The sequence below is a fragment of the Salinicola sp. DM10 genome (assembly GCF_017306975.2).
Taxonomy (GTDB): Bacteria; Pseudomonadota; Gammaproteobacteria; order Pseudomonadales; family Halomonadaceae; genus Salinicola.
Genome location: NZ_JAFLEN020000001.1, coordinates 1,027,742 through 1,054,552, shown reverse-complemented (window position 1 = coordinate 1,054,552; position 26,811 = coordinate 1,027,742). Strand labels below are relative to the sequence as shown.

Sequence of the window (26,811 nt, the reverse complement as noted above, 5' to 3'; positions counted from 1 at the left end):
AGTGATTGTTTTTCGAACGTCCCGACGCCGGCGAAACGGCGATTCTGGTCCATGTGGACTTTCAGGACGAGCAGGATCGTGAGGATCCAGGTGAACTCCTGGAGCTGGTGCGATCCGCTGGTGCGGTGCCGGCGACCCTGATCCAGGGCAGCCGGCGCCGTCCCGACCCTCGTTCCTTCATCGGCAGTGGCAAGCTCGACGAGGTCAAGCACGCCCTCACCGCGCACCACGCCGAACTGGTCATCTTCAACCACGCCCTGTCGCCCTCCCAGGAGCGCAACCTCGAGCGCAGCCTCAACTGCCGCGTGCTCGATCGTACGGGGCTGATCCTGGATATCTTCGCGCAGCGCGCGCGAACCCACGAAGGCAAGCTGCAGGTCGAGCTGGCTCAGCTCGAGTACATGTCGACCCGCCTGGTACGCGGCTGGACCCACCTGGAACGGCAGAAGGGCGGTATCGGTCTGCGCGGCCCCGGCGAGACCCAGCTCGAGACCGACCGCCGACTGCTGCGCGCACGCATCAAGTCGATCCACAAGCGCCTCGAGAAAGTGCGCAAACAGCGCGATCAGAACCGCCGCGCACGGGCCCGGGCCGAGGTGCCCAGCGTCTCGCTGGTGGGCTACACCAACGCCGGCAAGTCGACGCTGTTCAACGCCATCACCGCAGCCGAGGTCTACGCCGCCGATCAGCTCTTCGCGACCCTCGACCCGACCCTCAGGCGTCTCGACGTGCCCGACGTGGGCGAGGTGGTGCTGGCGGACACCGTGGGCTTCATCCGTCACCTGCCGCACAAGCTGGTCGAGGCGTTCCAGGCCACCCTGCAGGAGGCCACCGAGGCGAGCCTGCTGGTGCATGTGATCGATGCCGCCGATCCCGACCGTGAGCTCAACGTGGCCCAAGTCGACAGCGTGCTGGCCGAGATCGATGCCGACGACGTACCGCGCCTGCTGGTGATGAACAAGATCGACCTGATGGACACCGCGCCGCGCATCGAGCGCGACGGTCAGGGGCGCCCGCAGGTGGTGTGGCTCTCGGCGCGTGACGGCCAGGGGCTCGAGCTGCTGCGGGAGGCGATCGGCGAGTGGCTGGCGGAGGACATTCTCGACACCCGCTTGACGCTGACGCCGGAGCAAGGTCGACTACGAGCGGCACTGCATGAACTGCAGGCGGTACGCGAGGAGTCGTTCGCCGAGGATGGCCGGACGATTCTCCAGATTCGCTTGCCCCGACGGGAGTTTATGCAGATGATGGCTCGCTTGGGCGAAAGCGCCGACGACTACTTGCCCGTACACGAGCAGACCCCGATCGACGACTGGGAACGGGTCTGACGCGGGAACCGAATACGCAGGGGAGCTTCGTGGCCCGCGGGCCCGATTCGCACAGGGCGAGACGATTCGACATCAGGCCGAACACGCCCGGCGCGCCGACGCCAACCGCCTCGGCGGCTCGTACTCCCCACGCCTGACGCAACGCTTTGATCGCATCGAGTGGAGACTTAGGTATGGCTTGGAACGAGCCAGGTGGTGGCAACAACCAGCAGGACCCTTGGAGCGGCGGGGGGGGCCGCCGCCCGAGCGGGAATGGTGGTGACGATGGTGGTAACAATCGCGGTGGTGGCGACAATCAGGGGCCGCCGGATCTGGATGAAGCGCTGAAGAAGTTTCAGGACAAGATCAACCGTCTGTTCGGTGGTCGCGGCAAGCGCGGCGGCAGCGGTGGCGGGGACGGCGGTGGCAGCAAGCGCAACCCGTTCGTGCTGCCAGTGCTGGTGGTGATCGTCGCGGCGGTGGTGTGGGCCGGCTCCGGCTTCCACCTGATCGACCAGTCCGAGCGCGGCGTGGTGTTCCGCTTCGGTAAGTACACCACCACCCTCAATCCCGGGCTGCACTGGAATCCGCCGATCGTGGATCAGGTCAAGAATGTCAACGTGACCAGTATCCGTTCGGCCAACCAGACCGACTCGATGCTCACCAGCGATGAGAACATCGTTCGCGTCAGCGTCTCCACTCAGTACGTGGTCAGCGATGCCCATGCCTTCCTGGTCAATGTCAACGAGCCGGAGATGACGCTGCAAAACGCGATGGACTCGGCCCTGCGCCAGGAAGTCGGCAACATGCAGCTGCAGCAGATCCTGACCACCGGGCGTGATCGCCTGGGGCAGCGCGTCTTCGATCGCCTCAGCGCCTACATGGAAGCCTACGGCACCGGCCTGCGTCTGCAGACCGTCAACGTCGAGTCGACGGCGCCGCCGGATCAGGTCCAGAACGCCTTCGACGACGTCATCCGTGCGCGCGAAGAGCGCCAGCGCTCGATCAACCAGGCCAATGCCTACAGTCAGGCCGTCGTGCTCGAGGCCAAGGGTCAGAAGCAGCGGCTGGTCGAAGAAGCTCAGGGTTACAAAGCGGCTGCCGTGGCCGATGCCACCGGTCAGACCAATCGTTTCAATTCGCTGCTGGGCGAGTACCAGCAGGCGCCGCAGGTCACCCGTGAACGTCTCTATCTGGAGACGATCAGTCAGGTGCTGAGCCAGACGCCCAAGGCGCTGGTCGACCTCGGTGACAGCAGCGCGGTCACCGTGCTGCCGCTCAACCAGATGCAGGCCGGCGGTAACGGCAGCAGCGACGCGTCGAAGATGAGCATGCAGCAACTCGAACAGATTTCGCGTGAGGTGGTCGATCACATGAACAGCAGCAGCAACTCGCAGCAGCAGACGCGTAGTTCCAGCCTGCGGGAGGGCCGTTAATGTTTAACAATCGTGCCCTGATCGGCGTCATCGTCCTGGCGCTGCTGGCGTGGTTCGCCAGCGCGAGTTTCTACGTCGTCAACGAAACCCAGCGCGCCATCAAGCTGCGCTTCGGCGAGGTGATCGAGAACAATATCGGTCCCGGGCTGCACTTCAAGCTGCCGGTATTCAATACCGTGCGCATCTTCGACGTGCGCGTACAGACGGTGGACTCCGGCGCCACACGCTATCTGACCGCCGACTCCAAGGCGGTCATCGTCGACTCCTTCGTCAAGTGGAAGATCGCCGATCCGAAGCAGTTCTACGAAGCCACCCGCGGCAATATTCAGGTCGCCGAGAACCTGATCGCGCCGCGGACCGACGAGGCGTTGCGTAACAAGTTCGGTCAGACCCAGATGTCCGACATCATCCAGGAGCGCATCGCCGCCGAGAGCAAGAAAGAGGATCTGGCTGGCAAGAGCAAGGGGCCGGATACCGTCGAGGGCGCCCGCGAAGAGTTGATGGTCGAGCCAGTTCAGCAGCTGGATGCAGCCATGCGCAAAGAGCTTGGCGTGCATATCCTGGATATCCGGGTGAAGCGCATCGAACTGCCCACCGAGGTGACCCAGGCGGTCTACGAGCGCATGAACTCCGAGCGTGAGCAGGCTGCGCGCACTTACCGCGCCGAGGGGGCGCAGCAGGCCGAAGCGATTCGTGCCGACGCCGACCGCCAGAGTCAGGAGATCCTCGCCAGTGGGCGTCAGGAGTCCGAGACCACGCGCGGTGAGGGCGATGCTCAGGCGGCCAAGATCTACGCCAGCGCCTACCAGAAGGACCCGGACTTCTACGCCTTCTACCGCTCGATGCAGGCCTACCGCGACAGCTTCAACGGCGAAGGCAAGGATCTGCTGGTGCTGAGCCCGGAAAACAGCCAGTTCTTCCGCTACCTGAAGAACCCGCAGCCGGGGGCAGCGCAGTGAGCGCATGAGAAACCCGCGCCCGCGGGATTTCTCCGCGGGCGTTTCGTGGTACCATTTTCGTCGCCGGGTCTTGCCCGGCTTTTTTGTGCGAGAGGTTCGTGCCGTCGCCGGCCGCAAGGGGCAGGCGAGGCGTGGACACGGCCGCATACAGATGACGTTGTCGGGCGGCGCCGCGCGCCGGTGCCCTCGATCCTCACGACTTACCGCTTGGCAGGACAGGCTCATGACGATCGCTGACCGCTGGCTGCTTCCAGACGGCATGGACGAGATCCTGCCGCCGCAGGCAACCCGTATGGAGGAGCTGCGTCGGACGCTGCTCGACCTGTACGACCGCTGGGGCTATGACCTGGTCATGCCGCCGCCGGTCGAGTTCCTCGATTCGCTGCTGACCGGCACCGGCACCGATCTCGATCTGCAGACGTTCAAACTCACCGACCAGCTCACCGGGCGCATGATGGGCGCCAGCGCCGACGTCACCCCGCAGGTGGCGCGGATGGACGCTCACTCGCTCAAGCGCCAGGGCCCGGTGCGGTTGTGCTACTGCACCACCGTGCTGCGCGCTCAGGCGGACAAGCATCAGGGCGGCCGCAGCCCGATGCAGGTGGGGGTCGAGCTGTTCGGCCACGCCGGCCTCGAGGCGGATATCGAAGTACTGCGCCTGGCGCTCTCCAGCCTCGAGGCGGCTGGCGCCGGTGAGGTTCATCTGGCGCTCAGTCACATCGCCATCTACCGCGCGCTGACCCAGGCGGCGGCGTGTACCGACGAGGTGGAGCGGGCGCTGTTCGAGGCCATCGAGCGCAAGGCGTTCAATCGGGTCGATGCGCTGGTGGCAGCGCACGTCAGTGACCCGGCGTTGGCGCGCATGCTCGGCGAACTGCCGCGTCTGCACGGCGGCGCCGACGTGCTCGAGGCGGCGCGCGATGCGCTTGCCGGGGCGCCGGCAGCGGTGGCCGAGGCGCTGGCCCAACTGGTGCGTCTGCACCGGGGTGTGGCCGCCGAGCACCCCGAGGTGTCGATCTACTTCGATCTGGCCGAGCTGCGTGGCTATCAGTACCACACCGGTATGGTCTTCGCCGCCTATGTGCCCGGCTATGGTCAGGCGCTGGCCAAGGGCGGGCGCTACGATGACACCGGCCGCGCCTTCGGCCGGGCCCGGCCGGCGACCGGGTTCTCCATGGATCTCAAGCAGTTGGCGACGCTGGCCGAGCGCGAACCGCCGGTGAATGGCATCTGGGCGCCCGACGATGACAGCGCTGCGCTCACCGAGACCATCAATCATCTGCGCGCTCAGGGAGAGCGCGTGATTCAGGCACTGCCCGGACAGCACACCGGTCCGGGCGCTCACCGCTGCGATCGCCAACTGGCGTTCGAGGCGGGCGAGTGGCGCATCGCGCCGTTGAACTGAGACGAACGGGATTCCGACGCACGCGTCGCAACGAGTCGAGCGAGAGACGAGAGCAATGGGCAAGAACGTAGTCGTATTGGGTACCCAGTGGGGTGACGAAGGCAAGGGCAAGGTCGTCGACCTGCTGACCGAGTCCGCCGCGGCGGTAGTGCGCTTCCAGGGCGGGCACAATGCTGGCCACACGCTGGTGATCGATGGTCAGAAGACCGTGCTCCACCTGATCCCTTCCGGGGTGCTGCGCGATGACAAGATCTGCGTGATCGGCAATGGCGTGGTGCTCTCGCCGGAAGCGCTGATCGACGAGATCAAGGAGCTCGAGGCCAAGGGTGTACCGGTACGCGAGCGTCTGCGCCTGTCGCCAGCGTGCCCGCTGATCCTGCCCTATCACGTGCGCCTCGACCAGGCCCGCGAGAAGGCTCGCGGCGTGGCCAAGATCGGCACCACCGGCCGCGGCATCGGCCCCGCCTACGAGGACAAGGTCGCGCGTCGCGGCCTGCGCCTGGGCGACATGCTGCATCGCGAGCGTTTCGCCTCCAAGCTGGGTGAAGTGCTCGACTACCACAACTTCGTGCTGACCCGTTACCATGGCGAGCCGGCGGTGGACTTCCAGGAGGTGCTGGATCAGGCCATGGCGTTCGCCGAAGAGCTGCGGCCGATGGTGTGCGACGCCGTGACCCTGGTGCATGACATCCGCAAGTCGGGCGAGAACATCCTGTTCGAAGGCGCCCAGGGCTCGCTGCTCGACATCGACCACGGCACCTATCCCTTCGTGACCAGCTCCAACACCACCGCCGGCGGTACCGCCACCGGTTCCGGTGTAGGGCCGCTGTATCTCGACTATGTGCTGGGGATCACCAAGGCCTACACCACCCGTGTCGGCTCCGGTCCTTTCCCCACCGAGCTGTTCGACGAATTCGGCCGCCACCTGGCCGAGAAGGGGCACGAGTTCGGCGCGACCACCGGGCGCGCGCGTCGCTGCGGCTGGTTCGATGCGGTGGCGCTGCGCCATGCGGTACAGATCAACTCGGTCTCGGGTATCTGTCTGACCAAGCTCGATGTGCTCGATGGGCTCGAGAACATCCGCGTCTGCGTCGGCTACCGCAGCAAGGATGGCGACACCATCGACAACCCGGTGGATTCCGAAGGCTACGAGGTGATCGAGCCGGTCTATCACGACCTGCCGGGTTGGAACGAGTCGACCCTGGGCGTCAAACGCGTCGAGGAGCTGCCGGCCAATGCGCGCGCCTATATCGCCTTCCTGGAGCAGGAGGTGGGCACGCCGATCGATATCATCTCCACCGGTCCGGACCGCAACGAAACCATCGTGCTGCGCAATCCGTTCGACTGAGTCGAGTCGCGCTTCGTTCTCTCGACCCGCTGCCTCCCTCGGCAGCGGGTTTTTTATTGCCCACAATTGTTTCAATTCCGGTGATAGGCAAAGTCTGTTTCCCGAGCCGAGTGCCCCTGGTGTGTCTCCTCACTTGTACCATTGCGTTTCGCTGCGGGGCCGCGCGTGGCGCGGTCTGGCACCGTATGTGGATGCTGCCGCCAGATGGCGAGCGGTGACACTGTCGGAGCCTGCCGCAAGGCCCGGCAGCGCGGGCGTGGGACGTATGGCGAGGGTTCACACTCTGTGCAAAGGGGACTAAAATGGTCCTATATGATCTCGCGGGCGCGGTTGCCCGTATCGGCCCTCGACAACAGCCGATGATCGGACCGTTTCACCCAAGACGACTCGAGTCGTCGAGTGCAGGCCCGGCGCATGCTGAAGCTTTCCAAGTTGACGGACTACGCCGCGATGATGATGGCGCAGATCGCGCGGGCGCCCGAGGAAGCGCATACGGCTTCCGAGCTGGCTCAGCGGCTGCATCTGCCGCATCCGACCGTAGGCAAGACGCTCAAGATGCTGGCGAAGGAAGGGCTGCTGATCTCGCGGCGGGGCTCCCACGGTGGCTATGTGCTGGCACGCCCCGCGGTGGAGATCGCCGCCAGCGATATCATCGCGGCGATCGAAGGGCCGATCGGCATGACCGAGTGCAGCCATGTCGACGGTGAGTGCGAGCTGATCGGCACTTGCGGGGTGGCCGACAACTGGCAGCGCGTGTCGCAGGCGATCCGCACGCTGCTCGATGGTGTGACGCTCGCGCATCTGGCCCAGGAAGCGCCGATCAAGTTACCCGTACTGATGCCGATCCAGAGCGTCACGCTACCCAGCGTGAGCGAGGGCCGGCGCTAGAACAGTCAGCACGACTCCCGGGGCCCGTGGCACGAACGCAAGGGGCGCATCGTGGAGAAGAGGCTGGCGCGACAAGACTCTCGAGTGAGAGGAGAGGAGACCATGGCTAGCGAAGAGATGGAGCAGTTGGTCCGTCGCGAATACAAGCAGGGATTCGTGACCGACATCGAGAGCGAGACCGTGCCGCCCGGCCTGGACGAGAGCGTGATCGCGTTCATTTCCCAGAAGAAGGGCGAGCCCGAGTGGATGCTCGAGTGGCGCCTGGAAGCCTACCGGCAGTGGCTGAAGATGACGCCGCCGTCCTGGGCGCACCTGGACTACCCGCCGATCGACTATCAGGCGATCTCCTACTTCAGTGCGCCGAAGAAGCCCGAGGATCGCCCGCAGAGCCTGGACGAGGTCGACCCCAAGCTGCTCGAGACCTACGAGAAGCTGGGCATTCCGCTGCACGAGCGGGCCGCGCTGGCCGGCGTCGCGGTGGATGCGGTGTTCGACTCGGTGTCGGTGACCACCACCTTCAAGGAGAAGCTGTTCGAGGCGGGCGTGATCTTCTGCTCGATCTCGGAAGCGATCCGCGACTACCCCGAGCTGGTGCGTCAGTACCTGGGCACCGTGGTGCCGCGCAGCGACAACTACTTCGCCGCGCTCAACTCGGCGGTGTTCACCGACGGCTCCTTCGTCTACGTCCCCGAGGGCGTGACCTGCCCGATGGAGCTCTCCACCTACTTCCGCATCAACGCCGCCAACACCGGGCAGTTCGAGCGCACCTTGATCGTGTGTGACAACAAGGCTCAGGTCTCCTATCTCGAGGGCTGCACCGCGCCGATGCGCGACGAGAACCAGCTGCACGCAGCGGTGGTCGAGCTGGTGGCGCTGGAAGACGCCTACATCAAGTACTCCACGGTGCAGAACTGGTACCCCGGCGACGAAGAGGGCAAGGGCGGTATCTACAACTTCGTCACCAAGCGCGGTGACTGCCGCGGCGACCGCTCGCGCATCAGTTGGACCCAGGTCGAGACCGGCTCCGCGATCACCTGGAAGTACCCCTCTTGCATGCTGCGCGGCAAGGAGAGCATCGGCGAGTTCTACTCGGTGGCGGTGACCAACGGCCGCCAGCAGGCCGATACCGGCACCAAGATGATCCATATCGGTGAGGGCACGCGCTCGACCATCGTTGCCAAGGGCATCGCCGCCGGGCGCAGCGATCAGGCCTACCGCGGTCTGGTCAAGATCGGCCCGCGAGCCAAGGGCGCACGCAACTACACCCAGTGCGACTCGCTGCTGATCGGGGACCAGTGCGGTGCGCACACCTTCCCGTATCAGGAGATCGGCAACTCCAGCGCCACCGTCGAGCACGAGGCGACCACCTCCAAGATCGCCGACGATCAGCTGTTCTACTGTCGCGCCCGCGGAATCGACGAAGAGGACGCCGTCAGCATGATCGTCAACGGCTTCTGCAAGGACGTCTTCCAGGAGCTGCCGATGGAGTTCGCCGTCGAGGCCGAGGCACTGCTCAACGTGACCCTCGAGGGGTCGGTCGGCTGAGGCCGCGTCACCCGAGCCGTTTATCGTCATCATCGAGCGGCCGCGCGGCGGCGCTCATCGTTTCAAGGGTTTTTTCATGCTCGAAGTCAAGGATCTTCACGTCACGGTCGAAGACAAGGCCATCCTCAAGGGCCTCAACCTGACGGTCCAGCCCGGCGAAGTTCACGCCATCATGGGTCCCAACGGTGCCGGCAAATCCACCCTGTCTGCGGTCATCGCCGGCAAGGATGGCTACGAAGTCACCCAGGGCAGCATCCTGTTCGAAGGTCAGGACGTGCTCGAGATGGAGATCGAGGAGCGCGCCCGTGCCGGCCTGCTGCTGGGTTTCCAGTACCCGATCGAGATTCCCGGGGTGAAGAACATCTATTTGCTCAAGGCCGCGCTCAACGCCGCGCGTGAAGCGCGTGGCGAGGGCGAGATTCCGGCACCGGAGTTCATGAAGCTGGTGCGCGAGAAGAGCGCCGAAATGCAGATGGACACCAGCTTCCTGCAGCGCGCGGTCAACGAAGGCTTCTCGGGTGGTGAGAAGAAGCGCAACGAGATCCTGCAGATGCTGGTGCTGCAGCCCAAGCTGGCGATGCTCGACGAGATCGACTCGGGGCTGGACATCGACGCCATGAAGGTCGTCGCCAAGGGCGTCAACTCGCTGCGCAGCGCCGATCGCGCGATCCTGCTGGTGACCCACTACCAGCGCCTGCTCAACCACATCGAGCCGGACCGGGTCCACGTGCTGGTCGACGGCCGTATCGTCAAGAGCGGTGACAAGAGCCTGGCGCTCGAGCTCGAATCGCGGGGTTACGACTGGGTACTGGAGGAGTCCGTCGCATGAATGCACCGGAACGCTTTCTCGAGCGTCTGAACGCGCGTCGCGAGAACGATCCGAGCTGGGTGGCGGCGCGGCGCCAGGCCGGCGCGGCGCGCTTCGCGGCGGTCGGCTTCCCGACCCGGCGCGACGAGGCGTGGAAGTACACCGACGTGCGCAGCATCGCCGACGGTGATTTCGCCCTGGCCGCGGATGCCGAGTTCTCGCCCGAGCGCCTGGCCGCCTGCGCCCTCGAACTCGACGCTCACCGCCTGGTATTGGTCGACGGCCGTTTCAACGCCGAGCTGTCGTCGCTCGACGCGCTGCCCGCCGGCGTCAGCGTGACGCCGCTGTCGCAGGCGCTGGAGAGCAACCACGAGCAGGTCGGCGGCAGCCTGGGGCGTCTGGCCGGGGTCGACTTCTCCGCCTTCACCGCGCTCAATACCGCCTTCGCCGACGAAGGCGCAGTGGTGCGTCTGGCGCCGGGCACGGTGGTCGACAAGCCGATCTACGTGGTGCTGGTCTCGCGCGCCAACGCGCAGGCGGTGATGAGCCACCCGCGGGTACTGATCGAGGCCGGCGCGCGCAGCGAAGCGACGGTGATCGAGCACTACACCGGCGAGGAGGGCGCGGCCAACTTCACCAACGTGGTGACCGAGGTGCTGCTCGAACGCGGTGCCATCGTCAATCACTACAAGTTGCAGGAGGCCGCTTCCGGCGACCTGCACGTGGCCAGCATCCATGCCGATCAGGGCCGCGACAGCCGCTTCAACTCGTTCAATCTCAATCTGGGTGGGAGCCTGGTACGTACCGATCTGGTCACCGATCTCAACGCCGAGGGTGCCGAGGCGGCCTACTACGGGCTGTTCTTTCTGCAGGGGCGTCAGCACGTCGACAACCACACGCTGGTCAATCACAACGCGCCGCGCACCTTCTCCAACGAGAGCTACAAGGGCATCCTCGACGATCGCTCCCACGGCGTGTTCAACGGCAAGGTCTACGTCAAGAAGGACGCCCAGCAGATCGAGGCGTATCAGAACAACGCCAACCTGCTGCTGTCGGATCGCGCCGAGATCGATACCAAGCCGGAGCTGGTGATCTATGCCGACGACGTCAAGTGCTCCCACGGTGCCACCACCGGTCAGCTCGACGAAGACGCGGTCTATGCGCTGCGCACCCGCGGTATCGATGCGGCGATGGCGCGGGGCCTGCTGACCCTGGCCTTCGCCGGCGAGGTGATGGAACAGGTCAAGCTCAGCGAGATCGCCGAGCGCGTCGAGCGCGCGGTGGCCGGGCGCCTGCCGGAACGCTTCAACCTGGCCGATCTGGTCGAGACCGCCGAGGCGGTACAGGAGGCTTGATGACCGCGATCACCGATTTGACCCTGGATCTGGCCGCGGTGCGCCGTGACTTCCCCATCCTGGAGCGGGAAGTCCACGGCAAGCCGCTGATCTATCTCGACAACGCGGCGACCAGCCAGACGCCCACGGCGGTGATCGAGAGCCTGAGCGACTACTATCGCCGCTACAACGCCAACATCCACCGCGGGCTGCACACCCTGGCCGACGAAGCGACCGCCGCCTACGAGGGCGCACGGGCACGGATCCAGGCGCACCTCAATGCTTTCGAGCCGCGCGAGATCGTGTTCACCCGCGGCACCACCGAGGCGATCAACCTGGTCGCCAACAGCTGGGGGCGGGCCAACCTCCAGCCGGGTGACGAGGTGCTGGTGTCGCTGATGGAGCACCACTCCAATATCGTGCCGTGGCAGCTGCTGGCGCAGGCGCTGGGGATCGTGGTGCGGGTGATCCCGGTGGACGAGCGCGGCGTGCTCGACCTCGCCGCCTACCGTGATCTGCTCGGCGAGCGCACCCGGCTGGTGTGCGTCAACCATGTCTCCAACGCCCTGGGTACGATCAACCCGGTGGCCGAGATGGCCCGCGACGCCCATGCCCACGACGCCTTGATCCTGGTCGACGGCGCCCAGTCGCTGCCGCACCAGCGGGTCGACGTGCAGGCACTGGATGTCGATTTCTACGCCTTCTCCGGGCACAAGGTCTACGGCCCCATGGGTATCGGTGCGCTCTATGCTCGGGCGTCGCTGCTGGAGGCGATGCCGCCGTGGCAGGGCGGCGGCGAGATGATCTCGCGGGTCTCCTTCGACCGTGGCACCGAGTTCGCCACCATCCCCCATCGCTTCGAGGCGGGAACCCCGGCGGTGGCCGAGGCGGTGGCGCTGGGCGCTGCGCTCGACTGGGTCGACGGCATCGGCATCGAGCGCCTGGCGGCGTGGGAACAGTGGCTGCTCGAGCACGCCACGCGCAAGCTCGAGGGCATCGATGGGCTGCGGATCATCGGCACCGCACCGGACAAGGCGAGCGTGATCTCGTTCGTCGTCGATGGCGCCCACGCTCAGGACATCGGTCTGCTGATCGATCAACTGGGTGTGGCGATCCGTACCGGCCACCACTGCGCTCAGCCGCTGCTGCAGCACTTCGGGGTCGAGGCAACCTGCCGCGCCTCGCTGGCGGTGTACAACACGCCGGAAGAGGTCGATGCCTTCGTCGAGGCGCTCGAGCGGGTGCTGGGGATGCTGCGCTGATGGCGATGGATGCGAAGCACGGGCTCTACAAGGGGCAGGAGATGCCCCTGCAGCGCGATGTCGAGGTGATCTCGATCCCCTTCGGCAAGACCATCACGCTGCCCGAGGACAGCGTGGTGGCGGTGATGCAGGCCAAGGGGAGTTCGGTCAGCGTCTCCTACGAGGGGCGGCTCTATCTGATCGAGGGCCAGGACCTCGATGCCCTGGGGCTGACGCCGACACCGCGGCCGACGCTCGACCCGGCGGCTTCCGAGGAGGAGATGGAAGCCTTCGTGTGGGAGCAGCTGCGCACCTGCTTCGATCCCGAGATCCCGGTCAATATCGTCGAGCTGGGGCTGGTTTATGGCTGTCGTATCGAGCGCCTGCTCAGCGGCGAGCGCATGGTGACCATCCGCATGACCCTGACCGCGCCCGGCTGCGGGATGGGTGACGTGATCGCCGAAGATGCCCGGCGCAAGATTCTGGGCGCGCCGCAGTTCTCCAAGGTGCACGTGGAAATCGTGTTTGATCCCCCCTGGAGCCGTGAGATGATGAGCGAAGAGGCGCGCCTGGAACTGGGCATGTTCTGAACCGGCCTGGCGCGGGCACCACGATTGGACCTTGAGCGTGCGAGGGTGGCGCCGCGTCGTGCAGACGTGCCGGCTTTCCCACAAGGCAACGACCGCAAGACGAACGCAAGATGCAGATCGACACCGACTCTCGCCGCTTAGCCTGCTGTTTCCGACCCTGTCTTTACCCTCATCGAGGCGACCGCCGACGGTCGCCTCGCTGTCTATGCGGCCGCGGCGCGCTATGCTGCGGTTACTGAAGGGCCTGCTCAAGACGCTGCTGGCCGGGCTCTTGCTGCTCGTTCTCGGTGTCGTCGCGATCAATCTGTGGGTGCTCCACCAGACCCAGCCGCGGATCGAGCACGACGTGCTGCTGTGCCGAGCGCAGCCGGTGGGGCTGGTCTTCGGTACCGCCCAGTGGCTGCGCGCGGGTGGGCCCAACCCCTACTATCGGGCACGCATGGAGACCGCCGCGGAGCTTTTACGCCTCAATCGCGTGCAGCACCTGCTGCTCTCCGGCGACAACCGCACTCGCTACTACAACGAGCCGGTGAGCATGTGGCGCTCGCTGCGCCACCGTAACGTCGAGGACACGCACATGACCCTCGACTACGCCGGGTTCAGCACCTTCGATAGCGTGGTACGGGCCAAGGAGGTCTTCGGGGCCAAGCGTCTGATGCTGATCTCGCAGGCGTGGCATCTGCCGCGGGCACTGTTCATCGCCGATGCATTGGGGCTCGAAGCCACCGGCTGCGCGGTGCCCGACGAGGGAATCGCCGGCGAGTGGCAGCTCAGGCTGCGTGAGTGGCTGGCGCGGGCGGCGACCTTCGGCGATCTCTATCTATGGGGGCGCGAGCCCTACTTTCTCGGCCCGCTGGAACCGATCCAGCTATCGCCGTGACCGCGGGGCGTCTGCGTTATCAGAGCATTGGCATTGGCGCGGCACGCCAGGATGTCGGCTGCGGCCGAGGGCGGGATCAGCGTGTCAGCCGAGCGTATAGGTCAGGCGGGTGGGGCGTAGAATAGCGCTGAGAGCCGCCATCTATGGCGGCGACCCAAAGCTCAGCGCTGGCGCTGCTGCAGCTTGGTGATCTCGCGGATCAGCGCGCGGCAATTCTTCCAGCAGCGCTCCAGTGCGGGCTCCAGCGGGTCCGGCAGGGGGTGGGTGAAGGCGTTGCCCAGCGCCTGCATCAGCACGCGCTCCTGTTCCAGCAGCTCACCCAGCAGCACCGCGCTGTCGTTGCCGACGAAGCTCTTGATGCGACTCCACAGCCACAGGTAGTCGTCGCGCTCGACGTCGGCGTCGCGGGGCAGCATGGCGAGGTGTTCGCGAACCAGATCCTGCAGCTCGCGCATCGCCGCACCACGTTCCTCGTAATGGGGTTTCAGGGCATTGCGCAGCGCCGGGCGCAGGCGATCGAGGTTGTCCTGAAAATAGTCGAGACTGTCGGCCAGCGCCTCCAAGACGCTGTCCATCGCCACCTGGCGATTGTCGAGAAACATGTGCGGTCACCTCCTGAGGTGACACAAATTGTGCGGCCGGAAACACTGTTTTTCTACCCCTGCGGGGATAAATTTTTAGGTTTTCCGGCTATTTGTTGAGATTCACGCGTCAGCCATTGGGTTTGGGCGGCGCCTTGCGCGGCGTTGCGGCGTTCTTCTCCAGATGCTCGATGATCTGCCCGGCAATATCTTTCGCGGTGGCCGTCTCGATGCCCTGGAGCCCGGGCGAGGAGTTGACCTCCATGATCACCGGCCCGTGATTGGAGCGCAGCAGGTCGACCCCGGCCACGCGCAGGCCCATCGCCTTGGCTGCGCGGATCGCGGTGGAGCGCTCCTCGGGGGTGATACGAATGACGCTGGCGGTACCGCCGCGATGCAGATTGGAGCGGAACTCACCATCGGCGGCCTGGCGTTTCATCGCCGCCACCACCTTGTCGCCGATCACGAAGCAGCGGATATCGGCGCCCTTGGCCTCCTTGATGTACTCCTGCACCATGATATTGGCCTTCATGCCCATGAAGGCCTGGATCACCGACTCTGCCGCCTGGTTGGTTTCGGCCAGCACCACGCCGATGCCCTGGGTGCCCTCCAGCAGCTTGATCACCAGCGGTGCGCCCTTGACCATGGTGATCAGGTCGGGGATGTCATCCGGCGAGTGGGCGAATCCGGTCACCGGTAGCCCCAGGCCCTTGCGCGAGAGCAACTGCAGCGAGCGCAGCTTGTCCCGCGAGCGGGTGATCGACACCGAGTCGTTGAGCACGTAGGTGCTCATCATCTCGAACTGACGCAGCACCGCGCAGCCGTAGAAGGTCACCGAGGCGCCGATCCGCGGCACGATGGCGTCGAAGGTCTCCAGCTCCTGCCCCTTGTAGTGGATCGAGGGGCGGTGCGAGGCGATGTTCATGTAGCAGCGCAGGGTATCGATGACCCTGACCGTGTGGCCCCGCGTCTCGGCGGCCTCGATCAGACGGCGCGTCGAATAGAGATTGCGATTGCGGGACAGGATGCCGATGTGCATGAGCGAGGGCTCCAGAGTGAACGATCCGGCGAGTCAGGGCTCGCCGTGCAGAAAAGCGGCACCGGGGGCGACCAGCAGTCGCCGCATCGCGCGCCGTCCCAGCAGCATGGGATGACGCATGTCGCTGCGGTCGGTCAGGGTGAGTTCGATGGGGAAGTCCAGGTTACCCAGCACCAGCCGCGTACGAATCACGTAGCGCCACTCCTCCTGGCCGTTGGAGCTTCTGACCTTGCGTCGGTCGTGCAGCGGCTGCAGGCACTCGTGCGGCGGCGTGGCATGGCCACTGGTGCGGGTGACGAAGCGCACCCAGGGGTGCCCGTGCTCCTCGAACGGTTCGATCAGCTCGGCGTGCAGCGCCGAGGTGCGGGCGCCGGTATCCGCCTTGCAGCAAAGGGTCAGGTCGAGATCGGGCAGCGCGACCATCTCGCGGCGTCCGATCACCGCCTTGGCCTGGTAGGGCAGTGCTTTCATGAGCTCAGACGTTCCACTCTGCAACGCGCCGGCCGAGGGCAGAGTCCCGCGGCGCCTGGCGCAACATCATCAATATTGGCAGTCTCAGGCGTGGGATCAATGCCAGATCGCGCACCACACGACGAAAGTGAAGCTGCTCGTTCGCCGCCAGGCGCTCGAGGAATCTCCCCAGCCGACCCTCATCCTCCAGGTGGTGCCAGCCACGTGCCGCCACCGCGACCAGACAGTCGGCCGCCATCAGCTCGTCGCGTTCGAGCCACTGCCCCAGCCAGGCGCTCACCGTGGCATCGTGACTGCCCAGCAGGGCCCGCAGCAGTGCGCAGTAGCGCTCCAGATCCTGGTCTGCTTGGGCCTGCTCCAGGCAGCCGGTCAGCGGCGCGTGCAGGGACGTGGGCAGGTCGCCGTGCTCCATCAGATAGCACAGCGGGATCAGCACCTCCCGCGGTAGCTGACCCAGCCGCGGGGCGAGGGCGGCGCAGGTCGCCGGATCGGGGTCGACGACCCAGTCCGCCAGCCCCTGTAGCCCGAGCAGTTGCCAGTGCACCTCGGCATCGCCGGCCAGATAGCGTGCGGCCAGCTCACGCTGGGGCGAGGGCGGCTGTGCAAAGTGGCGCGACAGCCTCGCGTGGAGCAGGGCGCGCTGATGCAACTCCGGCTCCAGCGCTACCGGGTTGTCCTGCATCAGGTTATCCGGCGCCGAGGTGTCCACGGCCTCGCCGCTGGCGCCCAGGGTCAGCAGCAGGCGCTCGAGAAAAGCATCCCGTGACGCCGGGCTGAGCATGCCCTGCTCGTCCAGCGGCAGAGCCAGGAACCAGACCACCGGATCGTTACCCGCCGCCGGCCAGCGCAGGGCGCAGGCGAACTGCGCCTGCGCGTTCCACGGCAGGGGCCAGGCCTGGCGCTCGCGCTCGAAGGCTTCGAAGGTGTCGCGGGTCAACGGCGCCACGCGCCGGCCCAGGTTCGCAAGCGCCACTTCGGCGCCGCTCTGGGCGAAAAAGTCGCTCAGCGTCTGCATCGATCGTCGCTAGCCAGTGAAGAGAGGCGCGCACTGTAACGCGCCTGCTCGGGAGTGAACAGAGGCTGGACAAAAATTGAGCATGCCGCGCGATATCTCATGGCGAGCCGCCAAGGGCGATCTGTTCAGGGTTTATCCACAGCCTCTTTCAAGGTATCTGTGAGCAACCCGAATGGGTCACAATGGGCGCGCAAAGATACCGGGGGCGGTACCGCCGTAGCGCGCGACAGGTTCGCCATCGCAGCGGCGCCCGGACGCCGACGGCGAACCGTCCCGGACCCGGCAAGCAAGGAGCCTGAATGACTTCACATGATGCACTGGCGCAGGCGCTGCGCCAGCTGGAAAGCGCACTGGACGAGGCCGAGCTGTGGGAGGTGTCAGCGCCGCCGGCGGACGCCTTCGAGAGTCAGCAGCCGTTCTGCGTCGATAGCATGACGCTGCCCCAGTGGCTGCGCTACGTGTTCGTGGCGCGACTGCAAGCGCTGGTGGACGCGCGCGCGCCGCTACCCGCCAAGTGCGAGGTGGCACCGGCACTGGAAGTATGGCTGAAGGATGTCTCGGGGCCGCACAAGACGGTGGTCGTAGAGGCGCTGCAGCGAGTGGACCGGCTCGTCACCGAGGGGTGACGCCGGGTGCGTCGCGCTGCCTGCGGGCGGCGCTCATCCCGTGAGCCTGCAAGACGAGCGGGCATAAAAAAACCGGGCCATTGGCCCGGTTTTGTCTTTCTGGTGACGCTTAGAAGCGCAGCATCGCGCCGGCACCCACGGTGACCGGGTCGAGGTCGATGTCGCGGCCGCCGCTGATGTCGGCGTTGACGTCGGTGTACTGGGCGAAGGCGTTGAAGCCGAAGTTCTGGGTCACGTTCAGGTCGACACCCAGCTCACCCGTGGCGCCCCAGGAGTCATCGACGCTACCCACGCCGCTTTCGCTGGAGAACGTGGTGTAGTTGACGCCGACGCCTGCGTACGGCTGCACGCGGGAATCCATGCCACCCAGCGGGTAGTACTGCGCCATCAGGTTGACCGGAACCTGCTTGAAGGTGCCGCCTTCGGCGTGGACCTTGGTTTCGGTCATGGAGCTCAGCTCTACGCCCAGCTTGTCATGGAACATGTAGCCCAGACCCAGGTAGGCGCCGGTGTCGCGATCGGCGTAGCCGGTGTCGACGTCGGTCTTGGCGACGCCGGCACGGGCGAAGAAATCACCAGCGCCGTAAGCGAATGCAGCCTGGGTTCCGAATGCGCAAGCGCCGGCAACAACCATGGCAGAGAACAGTTTGGTCTTGGTCATGATCAAGGACTCCTTTCTTTACATCATGCAGCCGTGTTACCGGCTTTCACATTCTATGAGACAACGATGGGGATGATAGGAAACGCTGTTCTATAAGTCCAGTAAAATTTTGAAACAGTGTTTTCTTGTTGACCGGACCGAGGCCACACGCATGTCCCGCGTGTCCTCTCAGTAAACCTAGTAGCTGCGCGAAGGTTACGCCAGCGTCTCGTCAGGGCGCTTCTCCAGGTGTGGTAGGACGTCGGTGCGCGGGCACGAAAAAGGGCTCCCGCAGGAGCCCTTGATCTTGGCGGTCGAGCACGCTCAGCGCGTGATCTGACGATACTCGCCGGCGTCGCTGGTCATACGGCTGACCACTACGATGGCGAGGAAGGAGGCGATGAAGCCGGGGATGATCTCGTAGACCCCGGGGCCGCCCAGGAACGAGCTGCTGAAGCCCAGCGCGATCCACACGATCACCGTCACCGCGCCCACCACCATGCCGGCGATGGCGCCGGCGCCGTTGGTCCGCGACCACATCAGCGAGAGCAGGATCAGCGGGCCGAAGGCGGCGCCGAAGCCAGCCCAGGCGTTACTGACCAGCCCCAGCACCTGGGAGTCGGGGTTGGAGGCGATGATCGCTGCCACCACGCCCACCGCGACTACGCTCAGGCGGCCGATGGTGACGGTCTCCTTCTCGCTCGCCTCCTTGCGCAGGAACAACCGGTAGAAGTCCTCGGTGAGCGACGAGGAGGCCACCAGCAGCTGGCTGGAGATGGTGCTCATGATCGCCGCCAGCAGCGCCGCGTAGAGGAAACCGGTGATCAGCGGATGGAACAGCAGGTTGGAGAGGATGATGAAGATCGTCTCCGGGTCCTGCACGTCGAGGCCGTTGCGGATCGCATAGGCGCGGCCGAAGATGCCGACCGAGATCGCGCCGACCAGCGAGATGAACATCCAGCTCATGCCGATGTTACGCGCCGTGGGCACGTCCTTGACCGAGCGGATCGCCATGAAGCGCACGATGATGTGCGGCTGGCCGAAGTAGCCCAGGCCCCAGGTCACCGCGGAGAGCCAGCCGACGATGGTCAGCCCGTCGGTCCAGGAGAGCAGCGTGGGATCGACCTGGTTGAGCGTCTGCTGAGCCTGGCTGAAGCCGCCACCGCCCTCACCGAACAGCACCACCGCGGGCATGATCACCAGCGCCAGCATCATGATGCAGCCCTGGACGAAGTCGGTCATGCTCACCGCCAGGAACCCGCCGACCACGGTATAGACCAGCACCACCCCGAGGGTGAGGATCACCCCGGTGGCGTAGTCGCTCAGCCCGCCGATGTCGATGACGCCGGCAAAGGCGCTCTCGAACAGCTTGCCGCCGGCCACCAGGCCCGACGCGGTGTAGACCGAGAAGAACACCACGATGACGATGGCCGAGACCGTGCGCAGTGACAGCGCGCGGGTCGGGAAGCGGTTGGCCAGAAACGCCGGGATGGTGATGGCGTTGCCGTAGTGCACGGTCTGCTCGCGCAGCCTGGGTGCCACCAGCAGCCAGTTGAAGAAGGCCCCGACGAACAGGCCGATACCGATCCATGCCGAGGCGAGACCGGAGATGAACATCGCCCCGGGCAGGCCCAGCAGCAACCAGCCGCTCATGTCCGAGGCGCCGGCCGAAAGCGCGGCGACCTGCGGACTCAGAGTACGTCCTCCGAGCATATAGTCTTCGGAAGTGGCAGTGGACGTGCGCATGGCGTAGAGGCCAATGGCGATCATGAGCACGAAGTAGGCACACAGGCTGATCCAGACACCGATAGCCATAGAAGCGTCTCCTGTTACGTAGTTATTAGGCTGGAGGGGATAGAGATCGATCGAGGAAGCCAACGCGACTTGCATCGGCTTCCTCGATCGACGGGCGCTAGGCCGGAGCGCGGCTCCGGCACATCAGCGATTTTCACTCCGGACGCCGTCGCATCGGCAGGCACGCGGCGACGTCCTCGGGTGAGCACGCCTCCCGCCCGCGCGCATCGCGGGGGGAGTATATCGGTTGCTGTTGTTATCGGGGACGGCCGAGTGCGGTCGAGCATGAGCGATTTCCTTCTCGGGTGATCACCCGGGGCGCCGGGTTCAGTCGTCGCCCATGGCCAGCAGCGAGGCGTTGCCGCCCAGCGCCGCGGTATTGATGGTACGTGTCTTCTCGGTGGCGAAGCGCAGCAGGTAGTGCGGACCGCCGGCCTTGGGGCCGGTACCGGAGAAGCCCTGGCCGCCGAACGGCTGCACCCCGACCACCGCGCCGATGATGTCACGGTTGACGTAGACGTTGCCGACACGGATGCGGCTGGCGACATAGTCGGTGAAGCTCTCGTTGCGGCTGTGCACGCCGAAGGTCAGACCGAAGCCCTTGGCGTTGATGGCATCGATCACCGCATCGAGCTTGTCGGCAGGGTAGCGGGCGATGTGCAGCAGCGGGCCGAACTGCTCGCTCTCCATCGATGCGATGCCGTCGATGGCGAACGCCATCGGTGCGACGAAGGTACCGTGTTCGGTGTGTGCCGGATCGAGCTCTGCCTCGGCCAGCAGGCGACCCTCGGCCTTCATCTTCTCGACATGAGCGAGCAGCCCCTCGCGGGCCTCTTCGTCGATCACCGGGCCGACGTCGGTGCCCAGATCGCGCGGGTCGCCGATACGCAGCTCCGCCATCGCCCCGCGCAGGATCTCGATCACGCGATCGGCGATGTCATCCTGCAGATAGAGCACGCGCAGCGCCGAGCAGCGCTGACCGGCGCTCTGGAAGGCGGAGTGGACGACGTCCGCCACCACCTGCTCGGGCAGCGCGGTGGAGTCGACGATCATCGCATTCATGCCGCCGGTCTCGGCGATCAGCGTGGGCAGGGGCGCATTGTCGCGCGCCGCCAGGGCGCGGTTGATGATCTGCGCGGTACCGGTGGAGCCGGTGAAGACCACGCCGGTGATGCGCGGATCGCTGCTCAGCACGCTACCCACGGTGGGGCCATCGCCCGGCAGCAGTTGAACCACGTCACGCGGCATGCCGGCCTCATACAGCAGCTCGATCACGCGGTTGGCGACCAGCGAAGTCTGCTCCGCCGGCTTGGCCACCACGGTATTGCCGGCGACAGCGGCCGCCACCAGCTGCCCGGTGAAGATCGCCACCGGGAAGTTCCACGGGCTGATCGCCGCGAACACGCCCTTGCCGCCGAGCATCAGTTCGTTGGACTCGCCGGTCGGTCCGGGCAGACTGGTGGGTTCGGCGAACAGCTCGCGGGCGCGGGCGGCATAGTAGCGGCAGAAGTCGACCGCCTCGCGGATCTCGTCGACGCCATCGGTGAGCAGCTTGCCGCCTTCACGCGAGCATAGCGTCATCAGCTCTGCCAGGTGAGTCTCCATCAGATCGGCATGACGCTCGAGGATCGCTGCACGCTCGTCGACCGGCGTCTCGCTCCAGCGCGGGAAGGCCTGCCAGGCGATCTCCACCGCCTGCTCGGCCTGGTCGCGGGTTGCCCACTGCACGCTGCCCACCACCTGGCGCCGATCGAACGGGCTGGTAACGCGCTGGCGCTGGGACTCGTCAGCGCTGACCTCGACCCCGAGCAGCGGTTTGGCGTGGTAGTCGCGCTCCATGAACTCTTGCATGCGCGCGATCAGCGGCTGGTATTCACTGTTGATGTTCAAGTTGACGCCTTTGGAGTTCTTGCGGGCCGGGCCATAGATGTCTTGGGGCAGGGCGATGCGCGGGTTGGCATAGGTGTCGTAGTGCGCCAGGGTGGCGACCGGGTGGACACACAGCGACTCCACCGGCACGCGCGGGTCGACCAGCTGGTGCACGAACGAGGAGTTGGCACCGTTCTCCAGCAGCCGGCGCACCAGATACGGCAGCAGGTCCTTGTGCGCGCCGACCGGGGCGTAGATGCGGCAGTAGGTGCCCTGGGGGGCGCGCTTGAGCGCCGCCTCGTAGAGCGCCTCGCCCATGCCATGCAGGCGCTGGAACTCGAACGCACGATCGGCCTCGTTGGCCAGCTCGAGGATGTGCGTGATGGTGTGGGCGTTGTGCGTCGCGAACTGCGGGAAGATCCGCCCGCGGGTGTTCTCGGAGAGCAGGAACTTGGCGCAGGCTAGGTAGGCCACGTCGGTGCAGGCCTTGCGCGTATAGACCGGATAGCCGGCCACGCCGAGTTTCTGCGACTCCTTGATCTCGGTATCCCAGTAGGCGCCCTTGACCAGCCGCAGCGGGATCTCGTCGCCCTGCTGGTCGGCCAGCCGGTTGACGTAGTGGAGCACCGTGAGGCAGCGCTTGGAGTAGGCCTGCACGACCAGGCCGAAGTGGCCCCAGCCGCGACAGACGTCGCTTTCGAAGACCGCGCGGAACACCTCCAGCGAGAGCTCCAGGCGGTCTACCTCCTCGGCATCGATGGTCAGTGCCACCTGCCGCTCGCGGGCCATCTCGACCAGCTGCTTGACCGTACCCACCAGCTCCTCGAGCACCTGGGTGCGGCGGCCGAACTCATAGCGCGGATGCAGCGCCGAGAGTTTGATCGAAACCGAAGGCGCCGGGGTCTTGGCGTCCAGGCGGCGGCTGGTCTCGCCCACCTGGCGGATCGCCGCGGCATAGTCGTCGAAGTAGCGCTTGGCGTCGTCACGCGTGCGCGCGGCTTCGCCGAGCATGTCGTAGGAGTAGGTGTAGCCCTTGTTGAACAGGGGCTTGGAGCGCTTCAGGGCTTCATCGATGGTGCGCCCGAGGACGAACTGCTGGCCCATGATCTTCATCGCCTGGTACATGGCGCTGCGGATCACCGGCTCGCCCATGCGATTGACCATGCGATTGATGAAGTTGGCCGGCTTGCCGTCTCGGGGCTTGTCGAGCTGGATCACGTTGCCGGTCATCAGCAAGCCCCAGGTGGAGGCGTTGACGAACCACGACTCGCTCTGGCCGACATAGCGCTTCCAGTCCGCGACCCCGAGCTTGTCTTCGATCAGCGCATCGGCGGTTGCCTTGTCGGGCACGCGCAGCAGCGCCTCGGCCAGACACATCAGCAGCACGCCCTCCTGGGTGTCGAGACTGTACTGCTGCAGCAGCTCGTCGATCGAGTCGACCGCCGTGTCCATCTCGCGCACGTCATGTACCAGCTCGGCGGTCTTGTCGCCGATGCGCTTGAACTCGGCCTGATCGGCCCCCAGCAGGGTGACCAGTTCCGCGACGTAGGTGTCCTCGGCGACGATATAGTGTTCGCTGATCCGCGCGAACAGCTCATCGAGCGAGGTCTGCCACGTTTCGGGCTTCAACATCTGATCGGCTTTTAACATTGTTCAACCCCTGAATGGACATCGGCGGGACGTGTGATCGCCTGTCACCAGGCGTCCGTCTCCGGCACGGAGGGAAGGATGGTGGGTGACTCTAGCGTGAAACAGAGCGCGGCGACTTGCCAATTCCGCGGAGAGATTTGTCAAAAATCCGGGGTGGCGAACCCTCGGGAAGGTCGTCGGCCGCGCTGTAGCCAAAGGGCTTAGACTAAAGTCTGACGACGCAGCGTGATCGGCGGATAGCCGAAGTGACGACGAAAGGCGTGGCTCAGGCCGCTCTGATTGGCGAATCCGGTACGTTCGGCGATCTCCGACAGCGGCGTGTCCGAGGTGGTGATCAGATGCCGCGCCGCTTCCAGGCGTTGGCGCATGACGAACTGATAGGGTGAAAGACCTGTCTGCTGGCGGAAGCGCTCGCTGAAATGAGCCTCGCTGAGACAGGCGACCCGAGCCAGCTCGGCGACGCTGATGCGGCGGTCGAGATGGGCATGCACGAAACGCTCCAGACGTGCCACGTCGAGGGTACGCGCCAGGCGTGAAGAGACCGCCTCGGCCGGCTCACGTCGCGCGTCGAGGGAGCTCAGCAGGGTGGTGATCAGCAGATCGCCCGGGGCGTGCTGCGGGCGCGCCATCTCGTGGAGCAGGAACTGGACGAAGTGCTGCAACGACTCGTCGAGGCTGAAGTAGCCGGGGCGATCGAACAGCCGCCGCAGCTCGCGCTGGCTGCCGGTGAGCGAGGCGGCGTCGTCGGGAAGGTCGATGATCAGTTGCCGGTTGTCGCCGATACCCTCGTAGTAGTGCTCGACGTTGGCCGGCACCAGGCAGCCCGATAGCGGGGCCACCACGCCACCGTGGCCGCCGACCTCGAATTCGGCATAGCCGGAGAGCCCGATCACGATCTGATGGTAGTCGTGGTGATGGTGCTGGATCGCGTTGTCCAGCGGTGCCAGGCGGATGGTATCGGTCATGCTGCGCTCCGCCGGCTCACGCCGAATACTCGCCCTGGTGCAGGGCCTGATGGGCGGCGAGATGGGCGCGCAATGCACTCAGCTCCTCGCGCCCCTGGCGCGAGAACAGCGACCCGCCTTGTGCCACCTGCCAGGGGCGTCCATGGGCTTCCATCAAATGCTGGCAGCGACGGCGCAGGCTCTCCAGATAGGCATCGTGGCGGATGGGGTAGCCGATGACGCTGTCCCAGCGCGCCTGATCGGCGCGGTTGTCGAGCACGGCATCGAACAGGGCGATCAGATCCTCGGCGCCGGTACGATAGCGCGGCGTGCGCGACAGCATCAGCGCGGCCACGGTGCCCAGGCTCACCAGTAGACAGACGGCGAAGACGATAAAGAAAAGCTGCACGAGGACGCTCCCGGCGGCGGAATGACCAAGACCTGCGACCAGAGCCGCAGTCTATCACGTTCGCCGCGGCCTGCCCCAGCGCCACGCCACCGACCCCCAGGACGGGTGGGCGGCAGAGAGGTCGAAGGTGCGCAAGCGCGTGTCGAAGACACAAAAACACCGGGAGCGGTTTTTGACGTCGGTTCCGCCGACGGCCCGAGGGGAGGGCGCCAGGGACAGTGGCCACAAAAAAGCGATCACAAAAAATGACCACAAAAAAAGTCGCCGCGCAGTGAGCGCGGCGACCAACGATCGCTAACAGTAAGCTAGAGATCCCATCGCAGGAATCTCATGCCTGTTATGAGTCCGGGGGGCGTGAAAAGTTCCCAGGGGGCTTTGCTGCGTTGCCTGCGTGACGGTAAATCGCCCACACGTGGGAAATTGACATGCGTCAGCGGTTCTCAAGGTCTCGGGGAGCAGGGATAATGGCGCGATCTCCGTTATTAGACGAAAGTATTAAGAGGGCGCTATGAACGCAGCTACGAACGGGCGTCCCGATGCCCGCGTCGCGATACTCATCGAGCTGGCGCTGGCCGTGGGAGGTTTTGCGATCGGTACCGGTGAATTCGCCATCATGGGGCTGATGCCGAACGTCGCCCAGGCGCTCGGCGTCGGCGAGACCCAGGTCGGCCACCTGATCAGCGCCTATGCGCTGGGCGTGGTCGTGGGCGCGCCGCTGATCGCGGTCTTCGGCGCCTATCTCTATCGGCGCCACCTGTTGTTGTTGCTGATGGCGTTCTTCGCCATCGGCAACTTCGCCAGTGCCTTGGCCCCCGGCTACGCCTCGCTGATGCTGTTCCGCTTCATCTCGGGGCTGCCCCATGGAGCCTACTTCGGGGTCGCCGCGCTAGTGGCGGCGTCGATGGTGCCGCCGCACAAGCGTGCCAAGGCGGTCAGTCGGGTGATGCTCGGTATCACCACCGCCATGCTGATCGGCAACCCGCTGGCGACCTGGCTGGGGCAGTTGCTTAGCTGGCGCTACGCCTTCGGCTTGGTGGGCGCGATCGGCCTGGTCACGGTGGTGCTGGTCTTCATCTACCTGCCGTTCAACCGCGATGAGGTGCGCAACAGCCCGTTGCGCGAGCTGACCGCGCTGCGCCGCCGTCAGGTCTGGCTGACGCTGGGCATCGGCGCGATCGGCTTTGCCGGCATGTTCTGCGTGTTCAGCTATCTGGCGCCGACGCTGATCCAGGTCACTGGCCTGGAAGATCACTGGGTGCCGGTGATCCTGGCGGCGTTCGGCGTGGGGGCGATCCTCGGCAACATGGCCGGCGGCTGGCTGTTCGACCGCCTGCAGTTCCGCTCGGTGGGTTGGATACTGGGGTTCAGCGCGATCATCCTGCTGCTGTTCCCGCTGGCGGCCCATTCGGTATGGACAGTATGGCTGGCGGTATTGGCGGTCGGCGGTATGGTGGCGCTGTCGCCGCCGCTGCAGATTCGGCTGATGGACGTGGCCAAAGATGCCCAGACCCTGGCCGCGGCCTCCAATCACGCCGCTTTCAACGTGGCCAATGCGCTCGGCCCCTGGCTCGGCGGCCTGGCGATCACCGCGGGCTATGGCTGGACCTCCACCGGCATTGTTGGCGCAGTCATGGCGCTGGGAGGTCTTCTCATCTATGCGCTGGCGCGCTGGCAGGAGCCGCGTCGCGCCTCGAATGAAGCCTGAACGGCAGACGCCCCGGCACGTTGGCACGGGGGCGTTTCGGAACCTTGGCGGCGCGTCAGTCGATCGGTGCGGCGGCGTTCTCGGTGGGGTAAACGCAGGGTTCCTGGCTGGGGCAGCGTTCGCACTGAATGGCGACACCCTCGGCGGATAGCTCGATAGCGCTGGTTTCCGGTAGCGCCTGTTCATGGCCACAGGCGCGGCAGCAGGCAATCCAACGATCGCTCGTCTGTGTCAGGGTGAACATATCCATTGTTCGTCTCCTCATCGGAATGGCTCAGAGTGCCGTTAGGAGTCTAACGGGAAAGCATGCCGGGATGCGACTTTGGT

24 protein-coding genes are annotated in these 26,811 nt (G+C 65.6%); 14 read left to right on the top strand and 10 right to left on the bottom strand.

The window, feature by feature from the left end; all coding sequences use genetic code 11:
* The first annotated feature begins 5 nt into the window (after positions 1-5).
* From hflX to J0A90_RS04620, 12 genes are all read left to right on the top strand, one after another.
* Positions 6-1,328: a ribosome rescue GTPase HflX gene (gene hflX, locus J0A90_RS04675; protein ID WP_035469969.1), complete on the top strand. Its 1,323-nt coding sequence runs from the start codon at positions 6-8 to the stop codon at positions 1,326-1,328.
* A 173-nt stretch (positions 1,329-1,501) separates the two neighbouring features.
* Positions 1,502-2,743 (top strand): FtsH protease activity modulator HflK, encoded by a 1,242-nt coding sequence (hflK, locus tag J0A90_RS04670; protein ID WP_207031098.1) that lies wholly within the window; start codon positions 1,502-1,504, stop codon positions 2,741-2,743.
* The gene (gene hflC / locus J0A90_RS04665; protein ID WP_207031096.1) at positions 2,743-3,702 is read left to right on the top strand and encodes a protease modulator HflC; all 960 of its coding nucleotides are present in this window, start codon (positions 2,743-2,745) and stop codon (positions 3,700-3,702) included. The genes hflK and hflC overlap by 1 nt, the downstream gene beginning before the upstream one ends.
* A gap of 223 nt (positions 3,703-3,925) precedes the next feature.
* Positions 3,926-5,107, top strand: coding sequence for an ATP phosphoribosyltransferase regulatory subunit (locus J0A90_RS04660; RefSeq protein ID WP_207031095.1), 1,182 nt, complete (start codon positions 3,926-3,928; stop codon positions 5,105-5,107).
* Between the two features lie 55 nt (positions 5,108-5,162).
* Positions 5,163-6,455: an adenylosuccinate synthase gene (locus J0A90_RS04655; protein WP_035470629.1), complete on the top strand. Its 1,293-nt coding sequence runs from the start codon at positions 5,163-5,165 to the stop codon at positions 6,453-6,455.
* A 414-nt stretch (positions 6,456-6,869) separates the two neighbouring features.
* Positions 6,870-7,343 (top strand): SUF system Fe-S cluster assembly regulator, encoded by a 474-nt coding sequence (locus J0A90_RS04650; protein ID WP_207031093.1) that lies wholly within the window; start codon positions 6,870-6,872, stop codon positions 7,341-7,343.
* A 102-nt stretch (positions 7,344-7,445) separates the two neighbouring features.
* Positions 7,446-8,888, top strand: coding sequence for a Fe-S cluster assembly protein SufB (gene sufB, locus J0A90_RS04645; RefSeq protein WP_035470631.1), 1,443 nt, complete (start codon positions 7,446-7,448; stop codon positions 8,886-8,888).
* 76 nt (positions 8,889-8,964) lie between these two features.
* Entirely contained in the window at positions 8,965-9,717 is a 753-nt protein-coding gene (sufC, locus tag J0A90_RS04640) for a Fe-S cluster assembly ATPase SufC (protein ID WP_035470632.1), read from the top strand.
* A complete protein-coding gene (gene sufD, locus J0A90_RS04635) occupies positions 9,714-11,051 on the top strand; it encodes a Fe-S cluster assembly protein SufD (RefSeq protein WP_207031091.1) in 1,338 nt (445 codons plus the stop codon). Before sufC ends, sufD begins: the two co-directional genes overlap by 4 nt.
* Entirely contained in the window at positions 11,051-12,292 is a 1,242-nt protein-coding gene (locus J0A90_RS04630) for a cysteine desulfurase (RefSeq protein ID WP_207031089.1), read from the top strand. Before sufD ends, J0A90_RS04630 begins: the two co-directional genes overlap by 1 nt.
* Before the next feature lie 5 nt (positions 12,293-12,297).
* Positions 12,298-12,861 (top strand): putative Fe-S cluster assembly protein SufT, encoded by a 564-nt coding sequence (gene sufT, locus J0A90_RS04625; protein WP_370635761.1) that lies wholly within the window; start codon positions 12,298-12,300, stop codon positions 12,859-12,861.
* Between the two features lie 223 nt (positions 12,862-13,084).
* The gene (locus J0A90_RS04620; protein WP_233076493.1) at positions 13,085-13,741 is read left to right on the top strand and encodes a vancomycin high temperature exclusion protein; all 657 of its coding nucleotides are present in this window, start codon (positions 13,085-13,087) and stop codon (positions 13,739-13,741) included.
* A 161-nt stretch (positions 13,742-13,902) separates the two neighbouring features.
* On the opposite strand, the gene J0A90_RS04615 is transcribed toward J0A90_RS04620, so the two are convergent.
* From J0A90_RS04615 to J0A90_RS04600, 4 genes are all read right to left on the bottom strand, one after another.
* Positions 13,903-14,343: a hypothetical protein gene (locus J0A90_RS04615; RefSeq protein WP_035470638.1), complete on the bottom strand. Its 441-nt coding sequence runs from the start codon at positions 14,341-14,343 to the stop codon at positions 13,903-13,905.
* 109 nt (positions 14,344-14,452) lie between these two features.
* Entirely contained in the window at positions 14,453-15,361 is a 909-nt protein-coding gene (rimK, locus tag J0A90_RS04610) for a 30S ribosomal protein S6--L-glutamate ligase (RefSeq protein ID WP_207031067.1), read from the bottom strand.
* A gap of 33 nt (positions 15,362-15,394) precedes the next feature.
* Positions 15,395-15,832 carry a RimK/LysX family protein gene (locus tag J0A90_RS04605; RefSeq protein ID WP_035470640.1) on the bottom strand — a complete coding sequence of 146 codons (438 nt, stop codon included), beginning with the start codon at positions 15,830-15,832 and terminating at the stop codon, positions 15,395-15,397.
* Between the two features lie 4 nt (positions 15,833-15,836).
* Positions 15,837-16,847: a DUF3549 family protein gene (locus tag J0A90_RS04600; RefSeq protein WP_207031065.1), complete on the bottom strand. Its 1,011-nt coding sequence runs from the start codon at positions 16,845-16,847 to the stop codon at positions 15,837-15,839.
* Between the two features lie 299 nt (positions 16,848-17,146).
* Here J0A90_RS04600 and J0A90_RS04595 point away from each other — a divergent pair, with 299 nt between their 5' ends.
* Entirely contained in the window at positions 17,147-17,473 is a 327-nt protein-coding gene (locus tag J0A90_RS04595; RefSeq protein ID WP_207031063.1) for a YqcC family protein, read from the top strand.
* 109 nt (positions 17,474-17,582) lie between these two features.
* Here J0A90_RS04595 and J0A90_RS04590 read toward each other — a convergent pair whose 3' ends face one another.
* The 5 genes from J0A90_RS04590 to J0A90_RS04570 all read right to left on the bottom strand — a co-directional run bounded on the left by J0A90_RS04590 (position 17,583) and on the right by J0A90_RS04570 (position 24,779).
* The gene (locus tag J0A90_RS04590) at positions 17,583-18,134 is read right to left on the bottom strand and encodes an OmpW family protein (RefSeq protein ID WP_207031061.1); all 552 of its coding nucleotides are present in this window, start codon (positions 18,132-18,134) and stop codon (positions 17,583-17,585) included.
* 303 nt (positions 18,135-18,437) lie between these two features.
* Entirely contained in the window at positions 18,438-19,928 is a 1,491-nt protein-coding gene (gene putP, locus J0A90_RS04585) for a sodium/proline symporter PutP (RefSeq protein ID WP_035470644.1), read from the bottom strand.
* A 306-nt stretch (positions 19,929-20,234) separates the two neighbouring features.
* Positions 20,235-23,426, bottom strand: a complete 3,192-nt coding sequence (gene putA / locus J0A90_RS04580; RefSeq protein WP_207031059.1) for a bifunctional proline dehydrogenase/L-glutamate gamma-semialdehyde dehydrogenase PutA — start codon at positions 23,424-23,426, stop codon at positions 20,235-20,237.
* A gap of 200 nt (positions 23,427-23,626) precedes the next feature.
* Positions 23,627-24,391 carry an AraC family transcriptional regulator gene (locus tag J0A90_RS04575; protein ID WP_207031056.1) on the bottom strand — a complete coding sequence of 255 codons (765 nt, stop codon included), beginning with the start codon at positions 24,389-24,391 and terminating at the stop codon, positions 23,627-23,629.
* Positions 24,392-24,407: 16 nt separating this feature from the next.
* Positions 24,408-24,779, bottom strand: coding sequence for a hypothetical protein (locus J0A90_RS04570; RefSeq protein ID WP_207031054.1), 372 nt, complete (start codon positions 24,777-24,779; stop codon positions 24,408-24,410).
* 508 nt (positions 24,780-25,287) lie between these two features.
* Between J0A90_RS04570 and J0A90_RS04565 the strand changes: the two genes are divergently transcribed.
* Positions 25,288-26,484 (top strand): MFS transporter, encoded by a 1,197-nt coding sequence (locus J0A90_RS04565; RefSeq protein ID WP_207031052.1) that lies wholly within the window; start codon positions 25,288-25,290, stop codon positions 26,482-26,484.
* A gap of 55 nt (positions 26,485-26,539) precedes the next feature.
* Here the strand turns inward: J0A90_RS04565 and J0A90_RS04560 are convergent, their stop codons facing one another.
* Entirely contained in the window at positions 26,540-26,734 is a 195-nt protein-coding gene (locus J0A90_RS04560; RefSeq protein WP_207031050.1) for a hypothetical protein, read from the bottom strand.
* Positions 26,735-26,811: the final 77 nt, after the last annotated feature.